Source organism: Paenibacillus pasadenensis DSM 19293, from assembly GCF_000422485.1.
GTDB classification, from domain to species: Bacteria; Bacillota; Bacilli; order Paenibacillales; family Paenibacillaceae; genus Paenibacillus_O; species Paenibacillus_O pasadenensis.
The window spans coordinates 74,914-89,077 of record NZ_KE383855.1 but is presented as its reverse complement, the minus strand read 5'-3'; the positions used below and the strand labels follow the sequence as shown (position 1 = coordinate 89,077).

Annotated in this window: 10 protein-coding genes and 1 pseudogene; 4 read left to right on the top strand and 7 right to left on the bottom strand. The window is 65.0% G+C overall.

Annotation, left to right across the window (positions count from 1 at the left end):
• Window positions 1-298: 298 nt before the first annotated feature.
• From H582_RS0121475 to H582_RS0121465, 3 genes are all read right to left on the bottom strand, one after another.
• Window positions 299-1,288, bottom strand: a complete 990-nt coding sequence (locus H582_RS0121475) for a Gfo/Idh/MocA family protein (RefSeq protein ID WP_028600184.1) — start codon at window positions 1,286-1,288, stop codon at window positions 299-301.
• A gap of 218 nt (window positions 1,289-1,506) precedes the next feature.
• Window positions 1,507-1,998, bottom strand: a complete 492-nt coding sequence (locus H582_RS0121470; RefSeq protein ID WP_028600183.1) for a pyridoxamine 5'-phosphate oxidase family protein — start codon at window positions 1,996-1,998, stop codon at window positions 1,507-1,509.
• Window positions 1,999-2,124: 126 nt separating this feature from the next.
• A complete protein-coding gene (locus tag H582_RS0121465) occupies window positions 2,125-3,924 on the bottom strand; it encodes a stalk domain-containing protein (RefSeq protein ID WP_028600182.1) in 1,800 nt (599 codons plus the stop codon).
• A gap of 207 nt (window positions 3,925-4,131) precedes the next feature.
• Between H582_RS0121465 and H582_RS0121460 the strand changes: the two genes are divergently transcribed.
• On the top strand, window positions 4,132-4,518 hold the full coding sequence (locus H582_RS0121460) for a BlaI/MecI/CopY family transcriptional regulator (RefSeq protein ID WP_028600181.1): 387 nt from the start codon (window positions 4,132-4,134) through the stop codon (window positions 4,516-4,518).
• Window positions 4,515-6,773 carry a M56 family metallopeptidase gene (locus tag H582_RS0121455; protein ID WP_028600180.1) on the top strand — a complete coding sequence of 753 codons (2,259 nt, stop codon included), beginning with the start codon at window positions 4,515-4,517 and terminating at the stop codon, window positions 6,771-6,773. Before H582_RS0121460 ends, H582_RS0121455 begins: the two co-directional genes overlap by 4 nt.
• A 193-nt stretch (window positions 6,774-6,966) precedes the next feature.
• Here H582_RS0121455 and H582_RS0121450 read toward each other — a convergent pair whose 3' ends face one another.
• Both H582_RS0121450 and H582_RS28885 read right to left on the bottom strand, forming a co-directional pair.
• Window positions 6,967-8,091: an SGNH/GDSL hydrolase family protein gene (locus H582_RS0121450; RefSeq protein WP_052333519.1), complete on the bottom strand. Its 1,125-nt coding sequence runs from the start codon at window positions 8,089-8,091 to the stop codon at window positions 6,967-6,969.
• Window positions 8,092-8,225: 134 nt separating this feature from the next.
• Window positions 8,226-9,482: a helix-turn-helix domain-containing protein gene (locus tag H582_RS28885; RefSeq protein ID WP_052333518.1), complete on the bottom strand. Its 1,257-nt coding sequence runs from the start codon at window positions 9,480-9,482 to the stop codon at window positions 8,226-8,228.
• Between the two features lie 141 nt (window positions 9,483-9,623).
• Between H582_RS28885 and H582_RS0121440 the strand changes: the two genes are divergently transcribed.
• On the top strand, window positions 9,624-10,379 hold the full coding sequence (locus H582_RS0121440; RefSeq protein WP_028600178.1) for an SDR family NAD(P)-dependent oxidoreductase: 756 nt from the start codon (window positions 9,624-9,626) through the stop codon (window positions 10,377-10,379).
• A gap of 1,003 nt (window positions 10,380-11,382) precedes the next feature.
• Here H582_RS0121440 and H582_RS0121435 read toward each other — a convergent pair.
• Window positions 11,383-12,243: an NAD-dependent epimerase/dehydratase family protein gene (locus H582_RS0121435; RefSeq protein ID WP_043111724.1), complete on the bottom strand. Its 861-nt coding sequence runs from the start codon at window positions 12,241-12,243 to the stop codon at window positions 11,383-11,385.
• Window positions 12,244-12,432: 189 nt separating this feature from the next.
• On the opposite strand from H582_RS0121435, the gene H582_RS32995 reads away from it, so the two are divergent.
• Window positions 12,433-12,969: a hypothetical protein gene (locus tag H582_RS32995; protein WP_084137509.1), complete on the top strand. Its 537-nt coding sequence runs from the start codon at window positions 12,433-12,435 to the stop codon at window positions 12,967-12,969.
• 199 nt (window positions 12,970-13,168) lie between these two features.
• Here the strand turns inward: H582_RS32995 and H582_RS32200 are convergent.
• Window positions 13,169-13,984 (bottom strand): annotated as a pseudogene (locus H582_RS32200) (DMT family transporter); the annotation flags it as partial.
• Window positions 13,985-14,164 lie beyond the last annotated feature (180 nt).

Here is a 14,164-nt window from a genome sequence, read left to right as displayed (position 1 = left end):
GCTACACGCGGTTTTTCCGCGCGTAGGGCGCCTGGGCGCTTCCGCGGCGTGCGCTTCGCGAGGTTTTTCCGCGCGTAGGGCACCTGGGCGCTAGCGCGGCGTGCGCTTCGCGAGGTTTTTCCGCGCGTAGGGCGCCTGGGCGCTAGCGCGGCGTGCGCTACACGCGGTTTTTCCGCGCGTAGGGCGCCTGGGCGCTTCCGCGGCGTGCGCTACACGCGATTTTTCCGCGCGTAGGGCGCCTGGGCGCTAGCGCGGCGAGCGCTTCGCGAGGTTTTTCCGCGCGTAGAGCGCCTGAGCTCTAGCGCAGCTCCTTGCCGTCCCGATAAGCCGGGTCATGCAGCGCCTCCAGCACAGCCTGAGCCTTGACCCCGTCGGCGAAGTCGTACACGATCGCCTCTTCGCCGCGGATGCGGCGCAGCACCTGCTTCAGCATCGGCAGCGGTCCTTCGTCCTCGGCGACCTCCACCGGCTCGAGCGAGGCCTCGTCCCGTCCGACGAGCAGCTGCCGCCAGTTCTCCAGCGCGACGACGCCGTCTCGGCCGCGAATCACCATCGACACCCGCTCCTCCGCTACGCCGCGCGTGCGCCCGGTCAGCCGGATCCGCTTGCCGTCCGCCAGCGTCAGCTCCGCCTCGGCCTGCGTCTCGCTCGCCTCCGCTCCGTCGCCGTAGTCGACCTGGCTGCGCACCCCGACGATGTCGCCGAACAGCTGCTGGATCATGTGGATCCAGTGGATGCCGACCTCGAGCAGGAAGCCTCCTTCCGCGCGCGTCGTGATCCAATCGTTCTGCTGCCAGGCGCGCGGCCACTGCGGGAACTCCAGGATGAGCTCCATGCTCTCGATCTCTCCGACGGTCCGCTCCTCCAGCAGCAGGCGGCGCATTTCCCTCACGGCCGGGTCCTGCGGGAAGGAGAAATGAACGGCATTCACGACGCCGGCCGCCTCCGCAGCCGCGCGCATCCGCTCCGCCTCCTCGAGGCTGCTCGCCAGCGGCTTTTCGGAAAAGACATGGATGCCCTTCGCCATCGCGGCCTCGGCCGTCTCCCGATGCAGGGACGGCGGGACAGCGATGTAGACGAGGTCGAGCTTCTCCCGCTCCAGCATGAGCCGCCAATCCTCGTACAGCGCGATTCCGGGCCGCTGCTCCCCGATCTCCCGCAGCGTCTGCGCGCGCGGCTCGCTCGCCGCGACCAGCTCGCATTGCTCCGCGAACCTCGGCTGCGTGCGCAGCGACATGCCCTTGCCCATATTGCCCAGGCCGATGACGGCCATCCGGATCTTGTCCATGGTTCAGCTCCCCCTGATGCCTTGAAATGTTCGGTCTCTCTAAGGGTTCGACCCGGCGCTTCGCGCTTCCTTCCCGGCTGCGAAAAGAGGGACGGGGCCTGCCATTCGCCCTCGGGCGGCCTCCTTTTTCGGACCGCCTGACGGACAGCCGAAAGAGCCGCTATTCAAGCCTCGCTTGAATAGCGGCTCCTGGGCTCGTCCTGCGGCGGAACCCCCGCCTATTGCAGCTCGACCGTCTCGTTCAGCTTGCTGTCGCCCGAGCCGGCGCCGGTCAGCCGGTGCAACATGAGCTTGGCCGCCTCGAATTTATTCGCCGTGTCCCAATACTCCGCCGCCTCGGCGTTCACCTTGACGAGCACGACGTTCGGGTCGTCGTAGGAGGCATGGAGCAGCTTTTCGTACGCCTTGTTCCAGAACGCCTTCTTCTTCTCCAGATCCTCGACGAACTCCGCCTTGCCGCGGATCGAGACGAACGACTTGCCCGCATAAGCGACGTTGACCCGCGGATCGCGCCGCAGCTCCCCGTACTTCGCCGTATCCTTCATCGTGACGAACCACAGGTCGCCGTCGAACTCGATCTCCTGGGTCTTCATCGGCCGCGAGACAAGGCCTTCCTCCGCGATCGTCGTCAGCATCGCGGTCTCGATGCCGTCGATCAGCTCCCGCACCTTCTCCACCGCTTGTTCATGGGTCGTCTGCTTTTCCGACATGATGCATCACCTCTTCCGCTTTTGTATTCCCTTTTTACACGGAATCGATAAGTTCCAATCGTTCTGCTGACGCGCAAAAAGGGCGGCCGTCCCGCGAGGAAGGCCGCCCTGCACAAATGCTTGCGCTCAACCGCCGGCGGCGAAGACGCCGCTTTTGTATGTGAGCGTATAGACGATGCCGCTGTCCGTCAGCAGCGTCGCAGCGACATTGTCGCGGACGATCGCCGTGCTTTTGCCGTCGGCTCCGACCTTGAACAGCCCCGGCTCATAGCCGTTCGAGACGTAATAGACGCCCTTCGGTCCGACCTCGTACGAATGGGCCGGCTTGTCGCTCAGCTTGATCTCGCGCCCGGCCGCCAGATCGTAGCGGTACAGATCGCCCGCCTGAGCATGCAGATCGCTCGGACGGGTCCCGACCGGCTGCGCCCGGTAGTACAGGCTGCCGCCATGCAGCCGGACGTCGAAGACGGGACGGTCGACGACGATGCGGCTCGCGCCTCCGCCGAGTCCGGCCTGGCCAAGCTTGCCGGTCGCGCGGTCCACATAGTAGACGGAGGCGCCTTCCAGCCAGAAGTCGGAGGCCGATGGAGTCAGCCTCGTCTGCGCGCCGCCGTCCAGCGGAATCCGGTAGACGGCGCTCGTCGCCGTCTGGTCCGCCTCTTCATAGGCGAGCGCATAGGCGCTGCCGTCCTTGACGTACAGCTTGTCGCTGCCGACATGGCCGACGCTGCCGCCTGAGACCGTGCGATTGATGCCGTAGGTGAAGGCGCTGTCGCCGATGGAGGAAAACTTGCCGGTACGGAGGTCGACCTGCTTCAGGTTGCCCGGCTGCATCGTCATGAAGTGAAAGTTGGTGTACAGCAGCCGGTCGCCGGAGCGGGCATAGGCCATCAGGCTCTTGCCGCCTCCGACTTCCTTGAGCGTCCCGCCGTCCAGCCGGTACAGCGTCTCCGAGCCCATCGTAAGATCGCCGGAATGCAGGTTGACCAGCAGCTGGCCCTCCAGCTTGACCACCGCCTCCAGCCAGCCGTCGCTTGGCTTCCAGTCGCTCAGCGGGGCGGCTTTGGCCGTCTTGCCCGTCTCCGGATCGAGAGCGTGGAGCTCGGGCTTGCCCCCCACGTCCATCGCGAAGTAGACCTTGCCGTCCGCCGCTTTCGCCTGGCTGAGGACCGGCTTGCCCGGCAGCTCGATCCGGACCGGCTTGCCGCCGTCCTTTTGCTTGTACAGCAGCTCGGACGTCGCCGTGGCGGTATAGAACGCACGGTAGTAGTACGAAGTGTTACCCGACCTTGCCAGCAACCCGGTCGAGCTCTCCACCTCGGCGCGCGTACGCTTGTCCGTCAGCTGCCGCTTGATCGGATCGATCAGCGAGCGCGTATCGGCAAGCTTCGGATCGATCTTGTCGTCGCCGATGAGGATGAGCCCGTCCAGCCATTGAATCTCCTTCTCCAGCGCGTCCGAGGCGCTGCGCAGCGGCAGCAGGATCGTGCCGTTCACCTTGTACGGAGCGACGTCGATCGCGACGGCTTTGCCGTTCACTTCCATCGTCCGGCTGCCCACGGCAAAGCGGATCGTCCTCTTGAGCGCGGCATTTGTCAGCACGACCTCATTCGGCCGCTTGGCGTCCCAAATCGTTTCCCAGATGCCGCCGGAGCGGTTCACTTCTCCCGCCAAGTAGCTCAGCAGGCGGATCGGCACGAAGACGCGGCTTTCGCGCTGCACGAGCTTGTAGTCGAGGTGCAGGTCCGTCTTCTGTCCGCGAATGAACGCCTTCTGCTGAAAGTCGTAGGGCAGGATGACGGTCCGGTCGAACGCCTGCTTCAGCGACGTCGAGGCCGGAGCTCCGCTGTCCGCCGCATCGGCGGGAGCAAGCGCGGCGCCAGCCCACAGGGCGGCCGCGAGAACGGCGAGCGCAGTCTTTTTCATGTCGGGTCTCCTTTTTGTGGGGGTCTTCACGAATAGACGGATGTCGACGAAAGAATGTTCCTGCCTCCATCCTGAGCCCGTCTCCTGTCCGCCGACCGCCGCTCCACGCACGCATTCCGAGATTTCTCTTGACCTCCATCATTTACACCTGTAATCTATACCTATCGTTTACATGTGTAAATGTTCAAGGAAAAGGAGGAATTTCGAATGAACGCCCCCATCCGCATCAGCGAATCGGAGAGCGAGGTGATGAAGCTGCTGTGGGAGCAGGAGCCGCTCACGGCCAGCGAGATCATCGAACGCCTGCAGCGGCAGATGGATTGGTCGGATCAGACGATCAAGACCTTTCTCAACCGCCTGCTCAATAAAGAAGCGATCCGCTTCGAGAAGTCCGGCCGCACGTATCTCTACTATCCGCTCGTCACGCGCGACGAGTACTTGAGATCGGAGAACCGCTCGTTCCTGAACCGCGTCTATGACGGAGCGATCGGCATGATGTGCGCCAAGTTCCTGGAAGAAGAAAGGCTGTCCGATCAAGAGATCGAGCAGCTGCAGCGGCTGCTGGACAAGCAGAAGAAAGGCGGCGACGCATGAGCGGGCTCGAGGCGACCTTCCTGCTGCTGCTCCAGGCGTCCATCGGCTCGTCGGCGCTCATCGCGCTCATGCTGCTCCTTCGCCGCTGGCGCGAGGGGCGGCTGCTGCCGCGCGTCATGCCGCTGCTCTGGCTGCTCGTGCTCGTCAAGCTGCTCGTTCCGGCGCTGCCGGAAACGCCGTTCAATCTATTCCGGGTCGTCCCGGCGCTGGTTCAGGAAGCTTCCAGCGTCGTCTCGGAAGCTCCTGCGGAGTCGCCCGCACCGGGTCCGGCCAGCCTCCCGGCAGCAGCTCAGCCGGCGGCTCCTGGCGCCGAGGCCAGCGCAATCAGCACAGCGAATTCAGACAAGCCGACTGCTGCTGCAGCGCCGGAGCCGCCTTCTTCCGCCCTCAGCCTCTGGCTGACGTTAGGCACGCTCGTCTGGCTGGCCGGCCTGCTGACGCTTGGAATCATCGGCCTCTTTGCCGCGCTGCGCTTCCGCCGTATCTTGAAGCATGCCGTACCGGTCCAGGCGGCTTCCGTCCTTTTCGCCCTGGAAGCGTGTCGGCAGCGGCTCGGCATCCGGCGCCGCATCGGGCTGTACGAGCTGCCCGGGCGAGCGGGTCCTTTCATCCATGGCTGGATGAGGCCTGCCGTCTACATGCCCGCAGGGTTCGCTGCCGAAGCCGATTCCCGGCAGCTGACGCATGTGCTGCTGCATGAGCTGATCCATGTGAAGCGGAAGGACATGTGGGTCGGCGCGCTCTGGGCCGCTGTCGCCGCGATCTACTGGTTTAATCCGTTCGTCTGGCTGGCGCTGCGGAGCATGAAGGCCGACCGTGAGATCGCCTGCGACGCCGGCGTGCTGGACGCGCTCGGCGAACGGGAAGGCTCCTCCTACGGCATGACGCTGCTCCAGCTTGCCCGCCGCCCCGGCCCGCGCCCGGCGCCGGGACTGCCGTTCGCGCTGTTCCCGCAGAAGCGCGGTGAGCTGAAGCGGCGGATCGCCATGATCGCGCGCTTCCGCGAAGGCTCGTATCGCCTTTCGTTTCCGATTATCGTACTGGCGCTCGCCGCCAGCGCCGTGCTGCTGATGATGGCCTCCGCCCCGCTTCAAGGGCCGAAGACGCTCGAAACGGTCTCGGCGAAGGGTGACAGCCGCGGGCCTGGATCTCTCGGCATCACCCGCAACATGGATGACTTCAAATGGTTTTCCAGTCTGGATCGGCTGCGCGTCCATACGAACTTTGACTTTAAAGTGCCGGACGATCTGCCGCAGGGGTATAAGATGAGCTACTTAAACGTCGACCAGGCCGTCCGAAAAGAGGAAAAAGACCGCGTCACCGTCGGGTTCGTCTCCATGAGCCCTGCAGCGGGCTACGTTCCGAGGTTCGAGCTTAAGGCCTCGCTTAACGATCTGCGAGAGACGTATCGCGTGCAGCCAGGCGAGGAATTTTGGACGAACGCTCCGGCGATGAGGGGAAAACCGGAGCCGATTGCGTTCCGGCACGAGCCGGCCGAATTCGCAGGTATTCAAGGCACGCTCGTCACGGAGGTCCAGAACTATGCCTGGCATCTTCCCGAGCACGCCAAGACATTCATTTGGAAGGACGGAGACGTCTGGTACGCTCTCGATTATTTCAGCGAAAACCATAGCCAGAAGGAAGGAACGCCTCAGCACTGGATGAACCTCAGCGACGCGCAGCGTGATCAGGTGCTCCGCTCGTTCGTCTGGCCGGATCAAGTAAAGGCGACGGACTACAGCGGAGCAGGCGAACCATTTCCGCTTTACGATACCGAAGATCTGGACGCTGCGACAAAAATCCTCGGCTTCGAGCCAATGCTGCCGAAGACGATCATGACAGAGAAGCTGACGCTTGATAATGCGGTTATGCTTCAGCGGGGTGGACGGAATATTAGCTATCCGTCGCTAATTGTGAGCGATTCTCTGGAAAGCACCTACCGCGCGCCTTCCAATGCCCCCATAGGCGATCGGAACGATACGGTATCCTTCTATCAAGGCAGCGGCCCCCTCGTCGAGGCGGACAAGCTGATTCCCCCAAGCCGCATAAGCTTGCACGGCATGGATTTATTAGTCGTGAAAGACAGCAATTCCGCAACAAATCCATATGGATTCGATAAAGGCTACAACGATGACCGCACCCACACCTACTACATCTGGGAAAGCGGCGGCCGGCATTACGTGGCGTTTTTCCGCGGCATGGACGAATTCCACCATGAGGTGCTGAAAGAGCTGGTCGGACTGACGAAGAGGTAGGAAGGCTTCACCGGAAAGAAAAAAAGAAGCGTCCGTTCCGGCTCGCAAGAGCTTGGACGGACGCTTCTTTTGCCAATCGTCGAGGCCTGGCGAAAACTAGCGCCGCCGCCTTGCCCCTGGCGGCAAAGAGCTCGCCGACCAATTGCGGCGGCATGCGGTCAGCCAGCAGCTCGCGGGGCTCGGCCGTCGGCTGTCAACGTTCGTGCAGCAGCCCCCGCAAATGCTCCGCCAGCGCCTCCGCCGCCTGCCGATGCGCCTCGGCGCCGGGATGCTGGCGGGCGCCCTGCGTGCGGGCCGTCATCGCCGGCAGCTGGAACACGGCGACGCGGCGGTCGCCGGTGCGCCTCGCATGGGCGTCGACGGCGCGATAGAGGCTCGGCATCATCTCGATGCCGAGCATGCCGTACGCCCAGACGATCCACGCCTGCGGATTGCAGGCGCGCAGCCGTCCGAGGAATTGCTCAGCCGCCGCCTCGAACGCCTGCAAATCCTCCTCGTGAAAGCTGCCGTCGTCCTTCAGCCGCTGCTTGAACGTCTGCCCCGTCTCCGCGCAGGTCCACTGCGGCGAGCGGAACGCGCCGCTGTCGTTCGTGCCGAGATTGACGACGACCGCATCCGGCTGCCAGGAGCCGAAGTCATGCGGCTCCAGCGCGCCGAGCGCCGCGTTGCGCTCGCCGCCGAGCAGGCCGCATGTCTGCTCGTACACCGCCGGCATCCGCGAGCGCGGATCATTGTCCCAGCCGCTGAGCACCCCCCAGCCGCTCTGCGACAGGATGCGGCAGTCGGCGTCCAGCGCCTCGGCCGTCCGCCAGCCGTAGCTGTCGAGCGCGCTGAACCACATCGGGATCCAGTCCTCTTCCGCCTGCGCCCCGACCGCTCCTTCGCCGGAAGTAATGCTGTCCCCGACGAACTCGATCCGGCGCGCCCGCTCCGGCACCGGCAGCAGCTCCCCGTCCGTGCGCAGGCCGTGGAGCAGCAGCGCGCAGGCCGGATCTCCGCTCATTGCCTGCGTTTCCTTGACGAAACGCACGCGCTTGGCCGTCCGCGGGTCCATCCCGCGGAACACCGGCACCCAGCGTCGGCCCTCCTGAGCCATCTGGCGGCTGACCGGAGTCCCGTTCACCAGCAGGCTGAACCATGGCTCATACGGTCCGAACGAAGCCTCGACCTCCAGCCACAGCTCCGTCCCCGTCACGACCAGCTCGATGCCGCTGCCCGTCCAGAACAGCGCGAGCGGCGAGCGCGACGGCCCTGTCCTCCCATGCGCTCGGATCAGCGGCGCATCCTCCAGCGCCATCGTCCGCATCTTCTGTTCCATTCTCGCATCCCCCTCGTCGGCTCTTTTCGCGCGAGCCCTGCATCCGTGCATGGGTCCAGCGCCCACGGGCGGCGCAGCCTAACGGTTAGGCCGCGCCGATCTCCTCCTTATCGTTCCACTCGGCAGAGGGATCGTCAAGCCTGCGGCAGCCTCCGCGCCGGACGCCGCTCCGCGCGCCGGTACGCCCGGGGCGTCTGGCCTTCCCATTTCTTGAACACCTTGATGAAGTAGCTCTGATCGTGAAAGCTCAGCCACGCCGCGATGTCCGCGACCGGGTAGTCGGTGAGCGAGAGCAGCTTCTTGGCCTCCTCGATCCGCTCGCGCTGGATGTAGGCCGAGATCGTCAGCCCGACCTCCTGGCGGAACAGGCCGGACAGGTAGTTGGGGCTGAGGTGGGCGCGCTCGGCGAGCCGGGGAAGCGTCAGCTCTCCGTACAGCCCGCTGGCGATCTCATGGAGGCAGTCCTGCACGGCGGGAGAAAAGCGGCCGCGGCGCTCCTGCGCCACCCGGTCGACGAAGTCGAACAGCGCCTTGGTCATGACCGCGCCGACCTCCTGCAGCGACGGCTGGTCCTCGAGCTGCTGAATATAGTAGTCGCTGAGCGTGAAAGCCGTCTCCTCCGGCAGGCCGCCCTCGATGGCGGCCCGGCAGATGAGCGCGATGCCGGTGATCATCAGGTTCTTCTCGCTGCGCAGGCGGCTGCGGCGCGCGAGCACGCCGAATTCCTCCTCGCCGACGATGAACTCCATGACGAACGCGCGCATCCGTTCTTTTTCCCCGGTGCGCACGTAGTGCAGCAAGACGCGCTCATGCGGCAGATTGGCATGCTGCAGCCCGCTGCGCCGGCTGCGCGACAGCTCCGCCTCCGCGCCGCGCCTCTCCGCCGAGGCCGGCTCCTGCAGCGGAGCCTCGGCCAGCAGGCCGGCTGCCGGATCGACCGGCGTCCGGCGCACCGCGAAGTGGACCATGAGGCCGATCGCGGCGGCCCGCTCCGACTCCAGCAGCGGCACCGCCTCGTACAGCTCGAGCAGCTGGCGCCGGTTGCCGGCATGGAGCGCGGCCAGTCCTTCGTCCAGGCCGTCGCCCGCATCCCGCTCCTGCGCGAACGGTCCGAGCACGATCGTGCCGGCGAGCCGCTCGTCGTCCAGCGCGTTCACGAACAGGTATTGCAGCCGCGAGCGCGTGAAGCGGATCGGCTGGTCGGCCGCCACAAGCGCATATTCGGCGCCGGCGACCTGGTCGCGGACGGCCGCGAAGAACGGATTGGTCCGGAGCGCGGCGGGGGCGTGCTCCGCTTCGATTTTTCGCCCCGGATGGACGATGAAGACCGGCACCTGCAGGGCGTCGTATAGAAGCCTTCCGAATTCCCTCAGCTGCTCCAGCTTGTTCATGTCCGTCCCCCTTCGGCTGCCGGCCGATCTCAAGATGTGAAAAAAGTACTACAAATCGGAGAAAAGAACAAGGAACGCCGATGTAAGCGCTCTACAATGGAGGAGCAGCAGATCCCACTCTCTCCGAAAGGATGATCCCATATGCTTAACGAAAAAATCGCGCTCGTCACCGGCGGAGGCAGCGGCATCGGCCGCGCCACGAGCCTGAAGATGGCCGGCTACGGAGCCAAGCTCGTCATCGTCGACTTCAACGAGGCCGGAGGCCAGGAAACGGTCCGGCTGATCCAGGAGCAGGGCGGCGAGGCGATCTTCGTCCAGGCCGACGTCTCCAAGGCCGAGGACGTGCAGCGCTATGTGCAGGCGGCCGTCGACGCCTTCGGCCGGATCGACGTCTTTTTCAACAACGCCGGCATCGTGCAGAAGTTCAACCGGCTCGCCGACATCGAGGAGAGCGAGTTCGACCGCATCATGAGCGTCAACGTGCGCGGCGTCTTCCTCGGCATGAAGTATGTGCTGAAGGTGATGGAGCAGCAGGGCGGCGGCTCGATCGTGAACACGGCTTCCACCGCGGGCGTGAAGAGCGAGCATAGCGCGTCGGCCTATTCCGCGAGCAAGCATGCGGTCGTTGGCTTGACGAAGGGCGCGGCGATCGAATATGTGAAAAAAGGCATTCGCGTCAACGCCATCTGCCCGGGCGGCGTCGAGACGGCGCTGACGAAGGGCGTCGAGGCGGCGTTCCTGTCCGGCGGCTACGTGCCGGAGGAAGTCGGCAACATGCGCATGGGCCGCTACGCCCAGCCGGACGAGCTCGCGGAGGTGGCCTGCTTCCTGGCCTCGGACCGCGCCAGCTACATGACCGGCTCGATTGTCGTCGCCGACGGCGGGCTCACGCTGTAAGGCGCGGACGGACGGGCAAGTCGCAAAAAAGAGAAGGAGCCGAGCAAGCTCGGCTCCTTCTCTTTTTTGCGGTTGATGGCGATGGGCGGATGGACCGCCGGAACCGGCGGGACGGGACGGATTCAAGGCAGTTTTCTGCCTTGAATCCATCGGTTCCGGCTGGCTGGGACGGATTCAAGGCACATTTCTACCTTGGATTTGCCGGTTCCGGCCGTCGGGCCGGATCCAAGGCACATTTCTGCCTTGGGTTCAGCGTTTCCGGCCGGTCGGGCCGGATCCAAGGCACTTTTCTGCCTTGGATTCGCCGGTTCCGGCCGACGGGCCGGATCCGGCCGGTCGGGCCGGATCCAAGGCACTTTTCTGCCTTGGATCCACCGGTTCCGGCCGTCCGGGCCGGATCCAAGGCAGTTTTCTGCCTTGGATTCGCCGGTTCCGGCCGTCGGGCCGGATCCAAGGCAGTTTTCTGCCTTGGATCCATCGGTTCCGGCCGGTCGGGCCGGGTCCAAGGCACATTTCTGCCTTGGATTTGCCGGTTCCGGCCGGCCGGGACGGATTCAAGGCAGTTTTCTGCCTTGGATTTTCCGGTTCCGGCCGACGGGCCGCATCCAAGGCAGTTTTCTGCCTTGGATCCACCGGTTCCGGCCGTCCGGGCCGGATCCAAGGCAGTTTTCTGCCTTGGATTCGCCGGTTCCGGCCGACGGGCCGGATCCAAGGCACTTTTCTGCCTTGGATTCGCCGGTTCCGGCCGTCGGACCGGCTCCAAGGCAGTTTTCTGCCTTGGATTCACCGGTTCCGGGCAAGCGAGGATGGCTGCATACGGCGGACTGCGATGAAGGAGTTCAGACTACCTTCGTACGTCCTGGCTGTACCTGCCCTTGCCTTGTCCGCCTCGCCCTGCCTCTACCTGCCTTGCCCTGTCCGCCTCGTTCCACCTTTACCTGACTTGCCTTGTCCGCCTTGCCCGTCCCGCATCGTCCTGCCGCTCGCCCGCAGTGCAGCTCGCCTAGAGGCCGAGCTGCTCCCGCCAGCGGCGCTTCGGCTGCCAGCCGAGCAGGCGCATCGCCTTTTCGCTGCTCAGCAGCGACTCATGCCCTTCCAGCGGAGCGCGATAATCCTGCACCTCGGGATAGCGCGCGGCCATCAGCTCGCGGCTCGGAACCGCCATGCTCGTCTCGTCCGACGCCAGGTTCAGCGCGACCGAGCCGAGCCCCTCCGCCTCGACGGCCAGACGGCAAGCCTCGGCGGCATCGCGCGTGTCGATGTAGCTCCATAGGATGCGCTCCCGCTCCTCGGGCTTGTCGATCCAGGACGGGAACTGCTCGTACCACTCCGGCGGAATGACGTTGCCGAGCCGCAGCGAGACGACCTGCATGCCGGTCCGCCGATGGAACATATCGGCCGTCAGCTCGCCGACGACCTTGGACAGGCCGTAACTGTCCTGCGGCAGCTGAGGATGCGCCTCGTCCATCGGCACATACTGCGGGCCGAACGGATGCACGGCGAAGCAGATGCCGTAGCTCGACTCGCTCGAGGCGACGACGGCCTTGCGGATGCCGAGCCCCGCCGCGGCCTCCAGCACGTTGTAGGTGGACATGACGTTGTTGCGGAACGTCGTCTCGGGCGGCACCATGCCCGCTCTCGGGATCGCCGCCAGGTGCACGACCGCGTCTGCGCCGGCGAGCGCGCCGTAAGTCTGGCCGAGATCCTGCAGATCGACGATGAGCGTCGGGCAGAGCGGCTCCTCCGGGTGGCGGGTATCGACATTCGTCACTTCATAGCCTTGCTCGAGGAAATGCCGGACGACCCAGCGTCCCAGCATGCCGCTTCCTCCGGTCACGACCACTTTCTTGCCAGCAGATGACATGATCGGATCTGCCTCCTCTAGTTGGGTTTTAGCTGCACTGCTTCGTTCGCATGCCTCGCTGCAAGGACAGCTCCCCTTAGCTTAAACTTTGTTTAGCGGACGAACAATCTTTTTCTGGACTATGCCCCCTATGGAAAAAAAGGTATGGTTTACCTATCCGAAAACGATTGCCGAGGAGGAAGATGTCCGATGGAGGAATATGTAAGAGATTATGCGATGTACGCGTCCGTATTCGGCTTGTTCAGCATGAGCTGGTTCGGCTGGGCCCAGGAAAAGCCGCGCGAGTCATGGCGGGCCGGGCTCGGGATCGCGGCAGGAGCCGCGCTGCTCGTCTGCCTCGCCGGCGTCTACTTGAGCATCACGAACTGGGACGCGCCCTCGGCGCTGAACGAGACGAGCGCTTTCCGCGCTTACCTGATCGCTTTTTATGCGGAGCTGGCGCTGGCCGGCATCGGCTCCTGGCTTCTGTACCGGGCCAAGCGGCCATCCTTCGTGGCGCCGTGGATCACGCTCGTCGTCGGCGTCCATTTCATCAGCCTGAAAAGCGTCTTCGACGATGCCGCGCTGTACCTGCTCGCGGCGCTCATGATCGCCGTCGCCCTGGCCGCTGTCCCGCTGGCGCGAAAGCTGAACGTCGCCTCGAGCGCGATGACCGGCATCGGCTGCGGGACGATCCTGCTCGGATTCGCCGCGCTGGGCCTAATCCGCTTCTGGATGGCGGCCTGAAGCCCGCAGGCCGGCGTCGCCCGTGTGGCCCGCGAGGCCAGCTTCGCCTGCGTCGCCCGGGTGGCCCGTGCGAGGCCAGCATCGCCTGCGTCGCCCGTGTGGCCAGCGAGGCCAGCGTCGCCTGTATGGCCCGCGAGGCCCGTGTGGCCCGCAGGCCAGCTTCGCCTGCGTCGCCCGCGGGGAGCCGACCGCCGATGAACACGGCCGCTCCGATCCCGACGTAGATCGTCATCGGCTCGTCGAAGAACAGCACCGACCAGAGCATCGTGAACAGCGCCTGCACGTTGCCGAGCAGCGCGGCCGCGGCGAGCGGCACGCGCTTCAGCCCTTCCGCGAACCAGACAAAGCTGAGCCCGGTAATGAGGCCGAGCGCGAGCACCGCCGCCCATGCGGCAAGCGACATCTCGCCGACGAAGCCCCAGCCGGGCTGCAGCGGCGGCAACGGCGCCAGCAGCAGCGCGCTGACGGCGAACGCCGACAGGTTCATGCTGCCGGAATCCAGCTCGCCGACGAGGCGGCGCTGGCTGATGACATGCAGCCCCGCCCCGGTGCCTCCGAGCACGAGCAGCAGCATCGTCAGCCCGCCCGAGCCGAGCTGCTCCAGCGGCATGCCGTTCCAGCCGATGAGGCCGACGCCGAGCATGCGCAGCGCGGCGGCCGTCCAGCCGCGGCCGGATACGCGCTCGCGCAGCAGCCAGGCGGAGAACAGCAGGATCGCCGTCGTCTGCACCGGCGGGATCAGGATGTTGGAGTACGAGTAGCCGAGCGTGATCGCGGCGTTCTCGAACAGGTAGTTGGCCGCTTTGGCCGCTCCGCCGATCCAGATCCACTTGAGCGCCAGATGAAGCCGCAGCCCGCGGCCCCGCACGAGCATATAGATTCCCAGAAACAGCACGCCGAAGAAAAAGCGGCCGAACGAAATCGCGAAGCTGTCCAGCATCGGCGAAGCGGTCTTGACCAGCACGCCGACGAAGCTCCAGGCCAGCGTGGCCAGAAGCACAAGCACGTAACCCATTGCCGTTCCCCCTTCGATGCATGAAGTATAGGCTCGCACGGGAGAATAGGCAAGAGCGGCGGCAGAAGGCCGAGCGGCTTCGTTTCCAGCCGTTCCCCCTGCGGAAGCGGTTGTGGAAGGCGGCATTCCTCGCTATAATACTGAATATACGTTCAGGATACGATCAAGGCTAGGAAACCG